Source organism: Enterococcus sp. 5B3_DIV0040, from assembly GCF_002140755.1.
Lineage (GTDB): Bacteria > Bacillota > Bacilli > Lactobacillales > Enterococcaceae > Enterococcus_D > Enterococcus_D casseliflavus.
In genome coordinates this window covers 1304756-1316798 of sequence record NZ_NGLC01000001.1, presented here as the reverse complement: position 1 = coordinate 1316798, position 12043 = coordinate 1304756, and the positions used below count along the sequence as shown (strand labels likewise).

General features: G+C 29.1%; 11 protein-coding genes. 3 read left to right on the top strand and 8 right to left on the bottom strand.

Translation table 11 applies throughout. The annotated features are described in order from the left end of the window. Window positions 1-468: 468 nt before the first annotated feature. The 6 genes from A5883_RS06270 to A5883_RS06235 all read right to left on the bottom strand — a co-directional run bounded on the left by A5883_RS06270 (window position 469) and on the right by A5883_RS06235 (window position 7646). Entirely contained in the window at window positions 469-957 is a 489-nt protein-coding gene (locus A5883_RS06270) for a hypothetical protein (RefSeq protein WP_086338171.1), read from the bottom strand. Between the two features lie 2007 nt (window positions 958-2964). Continuing rightward, window positions 2965-4812: a hypothetical protein gene (locus A5883_RS06260; RefSeq protein WP_086338170.1), complete on the bottom strand. Its 1848-nt coding sequence runs from the start codon at window positions 4810-4812 to the stop codon at window positions 2965-2967. A gap of 3 nt (window positions 4813-4815) precedes the next feature. Continuing rightward, complete coding sequence (locus A5883_RS06255) at window positions 4816-5064, bottom strand: hypothetical protein (RefSeq protein WP_086338169.1); 249 nt, start codon at window positions 5062-5064, stop codon at window positions 4816-4818. A gap of 463 nt (window positions 5065-5527) precedes the next feature. Beyond that, window positions 5528-5767, bottom strand: coding sequence for a hypothetical protein (locus tag A5883_RS06245; protein ID WP_086338167.1), 240 nt, complete (start codon window positions 5765-5767; stop codon window positions 5528-5530). Next, window positions 5757-6860: a hypothetical protein gene (locus A5883_RS06240; RefSeq protein WP_086338166.1), complete on the bottom strand. Its 1104-nt coding sequence runs from the start codon at window positions 6858-6860 to the stop codon at window positions 5757-5759. Before A5883_RS06240 ends, A5883_RS06245 begins: the two co-directional genes overlap by 11 nt. A gap of 216 nt (window positions 6861-7076) precedes the next feature. Then, window positions 7077-7646: a recombinase family protein gene (locus A5883_RS06235; protein WP_086338165.1), complete on the bottom strand. Its 570-nt coding sequence runs from the start codon at window positions 7644-7646 to the stop codon at window positions 7077-7079. Between the two features lie 344 nt (window positions 7647-7990). Between A5883_RS06235 and A5883_RS06230 the strand changes: the two genes are divergently transcribed. The 3 genes from A5883_RS06230 to A5883_RS06220 all read left to right on the top strand — a co-directional run bounded on the left by A5883_RS06230 (window position 7991) and on the right by A5883_RS06220 (window position 10800). After that, window positions 7991-8530 carry a hypothetical protein gene (locus tag A5883_RS06230; RefSeq protein ID WP_086338161.1) on the top strand — a complete coding sequence of 180 codons (540 nt, stop codon included), beginning with the start codon at window positions 7991-7993 and terminating at the stop codon, window positions 8528-8530. A 134-nt stretch (window positions 8531-8664) separates the two neighbouring features. Then, window positions 8665-9288 carry a hypothetical protein gene (locus tag A5883_RS06225; protein WP_086338164.1) on the top strand — a complete coding sequence of 208 codons (624 nt, stop codon included), beginning with the start codon at window positions 8665-8667 and terminating at the stop codon, window positions 9286-9288. 597 nt (window positions 9289-9885) lie between these two features. Beyond that, complete coding sequence (locus tag A5883_RS06220; protein ID WP_176323956.1) at window positions 9886-10800, top strand: hypothetical protein; 915 nt, start codon at window positions 9886-9888, stop codon at window positions 10798-10800. A gap of 26 nt (window positions 10801-10826) precedes the next feature. Here A5883_RS06220 and A5883_RS06215 read toward each other — a convergent pair whose 3' ends face one another. Beyond that, on the bottom strand, window positions 10827-11399 hold the full coding sequence (locus A5883_RS06215; RefSeq protein WP_086338163.1) for a tyrosine-type recombinase/integrase: 573 nt from the start codon (window positions 11397-11399) through the stop codon (window positions 10827-10829). 270 nt (window positions 11400-11669) lie between these two features. Next, window positions 11670-12043 (bottom strand): hypothetical protein (locus A5883_RS06210; RefSeq protein ID WP_217809236.1); only part of this gene is annotated, 374 nt, incomplete at its 5' end.

The window sequence follows — 12043 nt, the reverse complement described above, 5'->3', positions numbered from 1 at the left end:
TTATAATCATTATCATATAAATCTTATTATTTTTATTAAATGTATTATTTATCACGTTACACTATGTGATTTTTTCAGCAAATCTTTTTAGCTATTCATAATTGTGTTTAATATTAGAAATACTATTATCAAACATCAGACGTTGTAGAAATCTCGTTTAACTCTAGAATTCACAAAGATAGTGACCAGATTAATGGCTAATTTTTTCATCTAAATGAAAAGAACAAAAGAAGGAACACTAATTCAATAATCAAAAACAGAAATTGTTATTGATTCGATTAGTGTTACTTCTTCTTCAATATTCTATGTGCTGTCCAATTAAACTACATTCGTTTTGATTCACTGTATAGCAATCTAACTCATTTTGTAAAAATTTGCAAACTTAAACTTTTTTTCTCTATTAAAGATGGACCATAGTCTATAAATTTACTTGTTAACTATTTCTCAATTCTAATTAAAATTATATTACTAAGGATTGGGTCCTTCTTGAGCTTTTAAAATAATATTCGCACTATTACTTCCATTATTACTCCAAACATAAGTATCAGCATCAAGCGTAACATCGAAATCTTTCTCAATTTGCTTAGAGGACATTCTTTGTACCCTATCTGCTTGCATGTATGGATTTGAAGGTTTAATTTCCAACCCAATACTATAATTGTCCAGTTCCGCAAAAATATTTACACTAACATCCTCTGATTTTGTGTTATTCACGGTAGCTACTGCCTTCAAGGGTTTCGTTTGTTTTCGAACACCTGAGTTTACGTCGAAATCAGATAATTGAAAATCAACTTTACTTGTTGTTCCCTCGTTAAAACTTATATCTACTATACCTTCTTGAATTTCTACAGGAACTTCTTTTTCACTACTTAATTCTGTTGCATTTGATAAAAGCGGGTTACTACCTACTAACAACAAAGTTGATAAAAAAGTTGTCGCTAATATTTTTTTTTTCATTGTTCTAATACCCTCCAAATTTAAATAGTATTGTTACAAAAATAGTTTACAATATAATATTGGTGAGTGATTATCCGAACATTCGATTTTATTTCGAAAAAAGGGATAACGATTGTATTAATTTGTTGTTTTATGACTTAAAAGCATCTGATTATTTAAATATCTATTGTTCTAAAAAGTATCCAAGACTCAATTAAATATTGATGATTCAAATTCATTGTCTAAGATGATGTTCAAATCCATCGTATTATTTTATACAAATAAAGCTTAGAAAAATCAAAGGTTTAAAGCACTACTGTCAAATTCCCCTATAAAAACAAATGCCATTGCAACTAATATTTTAATAATTTAAATAAAGATTAGATTTGAACAAATAAGAACAAAAAGCATCTTTCATATAAATATATGTACTAAGCCATGTACACCAAAAAAATATCTGCTAATCAATATTGAAAAAAACATACGTAAGAATCAAGTTTTATCCAGTTTAATAAATAGTAAAGAGCTTTCAAATTAAGAAAAAATTAATGTTAAATAATAATTTAAAATATGGTTTACACTCCAAATAACGAACTTTTCTATAATTACTAACAAAGGAAAACGACTTATAAACGATTGTTCTATTTTCTTGAAACATTGGTATAGTCAATTTTTGTAGAATTAGATTAATGATTACACAAGTATAGGTTAGTAACGTTCAACAATATATTTCCATGAATTTTAATACCGACAGTATTTTTTTATTTATTAGAAAAAATAGTCATTTAGATAAAATCCTAATAAGTGGAATGATTTTATCTGAATAACCTAATTCATGAATTTTTAGTTATTTCCAAGACTCTCAATTTGCTTTTGTTTTAAAAATAAGCGTAAGTACTGCAACATTTTAAATTTTATCAACCATTGAATTAGAAGACAAATGTGAATTCTGCTCCTAATTCAACTCTAAGATAATTTTAGATACCACTTCTAATAGTTCCGCTCTATCCCGAAATTATCGTCAAGTATCACTTAAAAAATGACCTTAAAAAAAGTCAATAAAATCAAGGGTTTCCTACTTGTTGACAATAATACAAGATTATTGTAACATCAACGATTTTTATATCTATTTTTCAAAAAACACCTATCAGATGCAATGAAAAAATTTTTGTGGGGAATTAACCACTATCTTTCATCTGAGAGAGGTTTTTGCATTTATAATTTAACTAAATACTGATTGAACGCTTATATATCAATGTTTATATGTATATTCTAAAAGTCTAAATCTAGCACAACTAAAATCTATTAGTTTCCAATTTAACAATGAATAAAAATAATTTTAGTATTTAAAGGCTTTGAAGTATTTGCTCTATATTTAAAATCAATCCTATGCTGCCTAAAATGCGTTCTAAGCGATTTTAATTCTTTGTGTATAATTTATCGAAAATAATTTTCAACACTCCGTGGGAATAAAACAGGCTAGCCAAAACGAATCACAAGTTATTTTAATATAATAATTATAGTTCGGAATAAATTATATAGTTTATGACATATTCTTGTTTTGATGATGTTTATAGATGATTTTCTCAAAAGATTTTTAAATTACAATCCATGAATAATTATCACTGTTTTGTTATATGTTAAATTCTAAGCAGCAAACTTTCGCTATTTTACTAAACCTATTCAAATATTCTAATAAGTAAGTAATTTAGAGACATGCTTATTTCCAATAACAAAAAGTGCGTATTAAAAGTGAGATTTTCATTCAAATCCTCCTAGAAAAAAGGCAAAAATTTTAAGGTCGGTAAATATGAGCCTAGAGATTTTTATAAAAAATGCGTATCAAAAGTGTATTTTTCATTTATTTTCTTCTAGAAAAAGGGGAGATATTTTAGGGTAGGTAAATATGACCCTCCATAAGATATTATATCTAGTATCATATTTGCCTACCCTCAAATAACCCTTGAATTTACTATCCTTTTATCATCAATTTCTTACTTTCAATACGCACTTTTTATACTTCATTTATTACTTATAGAATATTACCTTAGAAGAATATTGCTCTGTTAATCCTAATTCTTGATGTAATCCCTTAGTTAACTTTGTTCGTTTTAAAGAATATTTATTTATAATATCTGCTCTAACCTTATTATACTGTGGACGAATACTAGCTATCTTTTGCTTTTTATTTCTAGCCAATTTAGATATGAGTTCTTTTTCAAACATATATCCTTTAGAATCCAACTCTTTCATCAAGATTTTTACGATTGATTTTTCTAATTGAATACTTTTATTTGTTAGATTTGTGTCTTGTCTACTCATTTTTATCAAGCCTTTATTTACCAAAGGTTTATAAGATTGAGGAAAATCTCGATTTGCTTTTTCTTCCCCAAACAATCGATAAATCAATTCATAACCTAAACTATCAATAGTGACATTGTTACGTTTTAAAATTTTCCCAATTTCTCCCATATAATCTTTATGCTCTTCTACAAGTAAATTGGGCTGATATATATTGCTGGTTCTTACTTTGTTATCATCCTGTTTTTGTTCTAAAATCACTCGATTGTATATTTCTTCTGCAATCAATTCTTCCGGAACTTTTTGAATGATTTCTGTTACTACAATCACATTCAGAATACGTTTTGTTTTATTTATAGAAATTCTCTTATTCAAACTTCTTGATAACATTTTCGTCAACGTTTCAATACTATAATAATTTTGGATTTTCAAATTACCCTCAGAATCCTCATAAACGTAATCAAACATATATTCAAGCACAAGTGGAATTTCAAGAATATATTTCTTCAAATAAAAATATAGTTCGGGATATTTTTCCGCTATTTTCCCATTCAACAATTCCTTTTTAAATAAGTTAGCATTCAATTTCATTTTACCTAGGTCAGAATCCATAGTAATTTTTGAATTTGTGATGTAAGTCAACAGTTGAATCACTTCAAAATTGTCTTTTTTCAGAAATTTACAAAGTAATCCCTTAATGTCAGTAGTTATCTGGTTATTTTCACTGAAACATTTATAAAAGTAACTGCCTGTTGCTTCAGAAAAATAAATACTTGCACTAGGGTTCTCCTCATCGTGTAGAATATCTATAAATGGGTTATCTTCTGGCAATTCTAATAATTCTCTTAAATCCAGTGAGCAAAAATGATTGACAGCACTATATTCATCAGGAAAAACCCCACTGTAATTATCCCCAAGTTTGGCTTTCACAATGTCGTATCTGCCTAACTTTAATAATTCATAATTCGATATCGATTCATCAATTATTTCGCCACGTATAGCTTCTAAGCCTCTAGGAATAATTGTTTTTCTTCCCTCTAACAAATCAGTAGTATCTAACCGATTCCCCCAGTCAATGACCTCAAATCCACTATTGCTTCCGAAAAATATTCTGCTCGTTTGCCCAACGCTACCATCAGCTTGCGGATATTTTTTAAATAGCTCTTGATAAATTTCTTCTATTTCATTATTTGAAGTAATCAACCTATCAAGATGAAATACTACTCTAAATTTATCAACCTTTGAATCAGCATCACTAAAGGTTTGATAGATAAAACAAGCATTATTTTGCATAAATATATCTTGTTCTAAATCGTCAATGGTATAGATACTATTTCCATCTTTGTTATCAAAATCAAGCATTACTAACTCTTGACCAACAATTGGTGTATATTTTGATAATTTTTGTTCCGATAATTCAGCTAACACCACTGTTTTTCCTTTTTGAGTTAATTCTATTGCAAGTTCTTCTAAAGAGATATCTACTAATTCTTGTAATATTGTTGCAGAAATTGCTTTAATCAGTGTTGCATCAGGTTTTGTATCATTTACAATACTACTTACATATAATCTCATATTCTACTTACTCTCCTCAATCAATAACTTCCCATATTTTTCAATCAAAAATCGTTCTAAAAAAAAAAGTTTCTCCACACTAAGTGTTTGTTTCCCTTTTTTAAAATTATGTAGGTTTTGAATCTGAATATCTAATTGCCTTGCAATAAACGTCATTTTTACACCATACGTTTCATCTAAAATATCCAACCAGCCCCTCAAAATCCCCCTTTTTTCTTTCAGTTTCAATTCGATTATTTTTTCTTGTGTCATTAAGAAACCTCCTAGACCTATCTATTATTTTATTAATAATATTTACCGGGACTATACCATCCTCAACGACTGAAGTAAAGTAAACATCTCACTTTCTGACAATAAAAATTAATTGGGTATTTTTTAAAAAATATGCTTTATTTTATATGATTCTTTCCATAGTCTTCTCAGAGAAAAAAATGTTAAAAACGTCGTTATATCAGCGTTTATCAGAACTTTAGAAATATGCATATACTAAAAAGCACTCCTCAGATTCATTTTAGTGGGTAATTCCCCATAAAAAAAGTTTCGCTTCACCTGAGAAGTGTTTTTTCAAAATTAGTGCTTTAAAATGTTGATATAACAGCAATCTTTTAATTTTGTCAACAAGAATGAAACCCTTGATAAATAAGGGTTTTTTGAAGGTCATTTTTTAAGTGGTTTTTATTGTAAATTTTGAGCAAAAAAAGAGACATGATTTTACTCACATCTCGTCCAACATTTCTTTATTGATTTTATCCATGTGTTTATTCCATAAATTAATCACTAAATCCTCTGAAAACAACAATTTTTCCTGTTCTTTATCAGAAAATTTTTCAAATTGACTATAAAGCTCATTAGACAATTTGTTTAAAACAACCTGAGGTATAGTTACGTGGGCTTTCACAAACGTTTGTTTTACTTTATTTTTCACATACTTTTTCATGGCTATTTTAGTAAACATCTGTGTCTTCTTTTATCTCCAATCGTTCTCCTAGTTCATTCGTATTTTTGTAAGAGAAGAGTGCATTATCTATTAGTCCAACTTTTTGAATACTTTTATCTAATGTCATTGTGTTAGATTGCTCTTCAAATTTCGTTTTATCATCAATAATTCGTTGATTCCAGTCCTTCATATTTTCATTAAGTTCCTGTTCTTCATTTGCAGGAACACTATACGTTCTTAAATATGCTGTCACTGGGCTGTATATTCCAATACTATAGTCTTCAGCTACCACATAACCCAATCTTCTATAATCGTAATTTCCTCTAGCAAAGTAACCGTCTTTTAGGCGTTCAGAAAATTGTCCTTCGAATAAGTGCGACTTTAGAATTTCAATTTGTTTAGGAACATTTAGTTGCACCGCTTTTACTAACTTCACAAATTCTTCATTAGATAAGTCTCTCGTTACTAAACTTATGACGTATTCTGTATAAGAAGTATACCTAACAAAGTCAGGCTTCAATCCTCTATTCAATAACTCAATATAACCACTCATTCCAATGGAATAAAAGCTATGTTCTTTTGCAAATTTCTCTTTATTTAGGTTTCCTAACCGTTTTTCTTCTTTTTCTAGATAGCCTTTTGGAACTGCCAAAAAGTAAATTTCATCATTTTTATACACATCGTTTAGTAATTGCTCCATCCTATCTTCATCTGGTGTAAATTGTCCATTCTCACCTTCACGGATGTATTGTTGAATCTTTCTCTCTGCAATTTGTTTAAAATCAATTGTGTATTCTGCACTATCTTGACTATTCAACGGTAATTCTATTTGTTGATTTGTATGCGAATCATAAATATAGTAGTCCATTTTTTTACGTTTATTCGGATTTAAAAATTCATCGATTTCAAAAGTTAGAGTTACTGTTCCGTCATCTTTCACTTTTGAGTTATGAAATTCAGAAAAAGAGATAGGTTTCAAATCAGTTGTTTCTTTTATTGTCAATTCTCTATTCTGCTCTTTTTGATACAGTCCATATCCAATCCCTACACCTATTAGGACAACTGCACCTAAAATACTCACTCCAACTTTCATACGTTTATTTATTCCCATTATTTCAATCCTTTCTCACCATCATTAGATGTAATAAATCAAGGTTTTTGCCAAGACAAAAAAAGCCTGCTTTATCAACTTCAAATCATTGATAAGACAGCCTTTGCCTGTTCGTTATTTTTTTATTTGTTCATCGGTAAAAAACCTTGATTTATTACCGGTCATATTCTTGCTTCCCTCTTCTATGTTACCTTCAGTCGAAAAATTATTCAAGGTTTATTTTCTTGATAACCCTTCTTTTTTCGCTACATTATAAACAGTTTTCACGCTAACATTACATTTCATAGCAATTTCATTCAGTGATAGTTCTTTTTTATCATACAATTTAATAATTCTCTTTTTTACGTTATTTTTAATAGGTGGTCTGCCCAATCGTTTATCTGTATTCGCAAGTGCTTCTTTTGTTCGGCTGCTGATATTTTCCGCCTCAAATTCTGCTATTGCTGCAAGCATCGTATAAAATAATCTACCTTGAGCAGTTTTAGTATCTACATTTTCCTGAATACTTTTTAAGTAAACACCCCTTTCGTTCAGTTCCGACATTAAATTAACTAATTGTCTTGATGACCTGCTCAATCTTGATAGATTATATACAAGTAACGTATCTCCTTCACCCAAACTATCTAGAGCTTTTTGAAATTCACTTCGATTCTCTTTTCTTCCAGATATTTGTTCTGCATAAATAATGGACGGTGAAAACTTTTCTATCGCTTTCTTTTGGACCTCCAATCCAAGTTCTTGTCTATTTGTTGACGTTCGAATATAGCCGATAATTCTATTATTCATATATATCCCTCCTTTTTTGTTCCTAGTTTAGTTCAAATTAATAACTTTATATACAAAAATACCCTGACTAACTGGGGAATAGTCAAGGCAATTGAAAAACACTTAAAGATTTAGAGGTCATTATAAATGGTTTTCGTCAAGGTAACTATATTATCTCATCAAATATAACGATTGTCCAAAAAATGAATCATGCCTTTACTTTTCTATTATATCCCCTTAACCAAAGCATTATTTGCTTATTTATCAACTTATACACAGCATTTCTATACACTGGAAATTTGTAAAAAAACTCAGAGTTGATATAATAAAGAAGTGATTAAAATAACATAAAGGAGGTATTATTAATGACAAATGGAAGCTCACAAGGACTATTTGTAGTTGTAGCAATCATAATATTCGGTATTTTTGTATTCTTGAGTTATTTACTGTTTAGGGACATTATGAGTCCTAGTTTATCAGGGATTTTCAAGGATGGTTTAGAGCAAGCTGAAAATAATTTGATAAATACGGCAACTGACAATCCCATAATAAATTCTGAAATATCCATTGAAATCAGCGACTTGAATTTCAATTTTAATAAATTGGATTTTGATAGCCCTACTTTCCCGAGGCTATCAGAGAATATCAATGTGACAATCAAAAATCTAACAGACAAGGAATTATCATATAAAGTAAAATTTTCAGCTGAGGGTAAAGGTTTATTTATCGGAGATATAGATACAACTGATATTAATTCAATTTATGCAACCGAATTAGAAAAAACAATAAAATTAAAGCCAAACGAAGTACATCAATTTGATTTTATTGGCATATTAAATGCTCATGAATATGAGTCTAGTAGACCTGAAACTTATAGTATCAACTCCTCAGCAACCAAAATATAAATTATTAAATTTTTTTTGGCTAGTAAAGGAGCCGTTATGCTAGACAAACTCCAAAATCATCATGTCGGTCAATTTTTATAAATAACAATAAAATAATCAACACAATTTTTTTATACAGAGAAAGGAGGTTAATAATGTCAGATGGGAGTTCACAAGGACTATTTGTAGTCGTAGCAATCGTAATATTTGGTATTTTTGTTTTGATAAGTTATCTATTATTTAAAGATACTTTAAAGCCTAATTTAGCAAATATCTACTGTGATGCATTTGAACAAGTTAGTGGAAATACTCATTTATTAGATGGTAATGAAGGGAACTGCGTAGGGAAATTTCATAATTCATTTGAAGTTAAAGGTTATATAGGTATTTGGTTTCAAAACGTTTATAGGTGTCCAGATATTTGGACACCTGATAATACAGGTATGAGAACAATTAATTTGAAGAAATTGAGTAGTGTTGATATGCCTATTGTAGAAGATGGTTATGTATTTATAGATGCTATTTCAGACGATAACGTTGGCGTTAAACAGGAAGCAATAGACAAAGGTTTTGGAAACAGACGAAATAGAAGCACCACAATTGAGATGAATGGTGTTAGTTATAGATTTAGTGAGGTATCTTACGGTAATGCTTATTATAAATTGGGTGAAGGTGCTAAGCTGAAGGTTAATGCAATAAATGATATTAAGATTACTTATACAAATGTTCATGGTGGAAAAACTACCTATAACATTCAAGTTAAAATAATAAACGAGTAAAATCTGTTAATAAGCTAAGACGAGCAAATAATGTGTATAGGGGTATGAATTATTTGTTCGTCTTTCTTGTCCCCAAAGTCGAATACCTTTCTTTCATATCACCATTTTCTTTGTCAACAATTCTAACTATGTCATTCAAATTTCCATCATCAGTTTTACGATGATATAATATGGATAGGAGTAAATTGAAAATGGATAATTACGAGATGGATACTTGAGAGAAATTTCTCGATTTTTTCTCTCAATTGTCTGCCCCTACATCGTCAATTTCCATACCCTACATATACCCTGCATCAACCCTACATAAGTTACTTTTTTAATATTGTAAACGAGAACTTTTCGAGAACTTTCATGCGAACTTTTTTAAAACTCGGTCATTTTTGATGAAATTTTACAAATTTTGAATGGAAACCTCCGTGAATTTTTCAAAACAGCAGCTACCTAAAAAAATTTCTAAAATTTCAACAAGAGATTCCCTACTATGTAGGGGTCACAAAATTGGATTATTTCGGCCTTTCTTGACTATGCAAAAATGGATACTTTTGAGAATGAAAATTATTGAAAATAATATGTAAAAAATTATTGGAGGGAGTGAATTTGAAAAAATATATTGTCAATAAAAGAGCGATTGATAGTGATGAATTATTACAACTAGCTATAGCATCTAATGGGATTTATGAATCCACCTTAGAAAAACTACTACAATGTAACAGAATTGGCTTGGAAGCCCGTTTAAAAACGTTAGAAAAGCATAAGTGGATTTCTAAAAAGAAGTTATCTAAGCACTTCTACTACGCTAAAAAGTTTGATTTAGACAATTTAAAGCACTTGGACTTACAAGCCAATGCCTTACAAAAAATGTTGACACTAGGATTTAGAACAGCTAATCTTTCAATAGCTACGAATCAACAAAAACAAGTGACTGCTTTTTTTTATAGTTCTGTAAGAAATATCTATAATCATAAAAATTTCAGTCAGAAGCCACAAGCTTCCCAATTGTTTAATCAATGCTTATCCAATGAGAATAAAGAATTTTATATGAAATTCACAGAATATCAGCACGTTCAAATACCGATTCAATTTTCTAGTGCTTTTGATGAGAATCAATTACCCCACACTCATTCTTTAGATACTTTAGATATTATTGCAATCCCTACTAAAGAACAATTACCTGCTATTAGAAATAAACTCAGAGATTTTAATATGTATAAAGTGCAGAATAATATAGAATTTATTCGTGATGACATCCTAATCTATATTCAAAGCGAAGACTGCTTCTTTTTCTATGCGAAAAACGAACAACGACAATGGATATTATATAGAATTGAAAGACTATTTGCATTCATTTATTATTTGTCTAATTATTTTAAATCCAATGAGAAAATTACTTTTTCAAATGATGTAGAAAAATATACCAAGTTAGAAACTTTATATGCAAAAAGCAGTGAAAATAGAAAACAATATAATACAATTGCTAAAAAGAAAGCAAAAAAGAAGCACAGTCTTAGTTGACTGTGCTTTTACTTTTATAACAATACTTATTGAAATGGATTAAAATTATCAAGACTAGATTGAAGTTCTTCTTCCTCTATACCAATATATCGGAGAGTAACACTCTGAGAGTTATGGTTCAAAATCTTCATTAAGCTTGTTAAATCCTTTGTTTTTTTATAGTAACTATATCCAAACGTTTTCCTTAAGCTATGCGTTCCGATATAATCTAGATTGAGTGATTCAGCAGTCTTTTGCATAATCTTATAGAACTGATGTGTAGCTAAATGTTTCGTATTATCCCTAGGAGATGGAAATAACCACTCGCTTTGTCCATCGTGCTCTTCATCTAGATATATAATGATTTGATTAGTCAATTGCATCAAGTTAAGTGTTCGCTTCTTTCCTGTCTTTTTCTCAATAATATCAGTCTTGAGCTTTCCTTTCACGTCATTAACTTTTAGATTGAGTATATCCGAAATTCTTAATCCTGTAAAAACACCAAACACAAAAATCGTATAATCTCTTTGTCCATGTTTATTTCTTAGTAATTCAGATGCAAAATTCTTCAATACCTCTTTATCTTTAATTGGTTTGACATTAATTTTTCTTTGTGCCATTTTCCTCCCTCCATAATTTAATAAATATGGATACTTTCACCATCATACACCCTTAAATCATCCAAATTTAGAAAATCACAGTCTTAACTATTGGTAGAATAGGATTTACAATGGATAGAAATTACAAAAGTATCCCTTATAAAGACCTTTATAGCATCTTAAATAGGAAGGTGCAAATTTGTAGAACATGAAAAGCTTATTTAAAAATATTTTTCAAGTTCAAATCGATAGTATCCCGATTGAGCAACAATAAAACTATTTAAATCATTATTAGCTTTTAGATTTCCATTTTAAAATTATTTGTGGGGACAGCCCTGCTTTATGAAGTAAAACTACTTTTTCATCAACAGTACCATACATAAATTCATTGTATTCCGTTTCAGTAACAAGAGTTAAATCAACCATAATCATTAACAGTCTTTGTAAATAATAACTTATAAATTTATCTTCTAATGAAAGCTTTATAACTGCATAGTTGGTTATTTCAACATCGTTTTTCAGAGATAAATCAATGTATACTTTACTTAAATAGTTTTTATACTCTCCACTCTCTCTTTCAATTTCACCAAAAGCACTTCCAATGTAGAAATAAAAATTTCCCTCTTTCCTTTGATTAATTAGGTATCTTTTCATCATCTTAATTC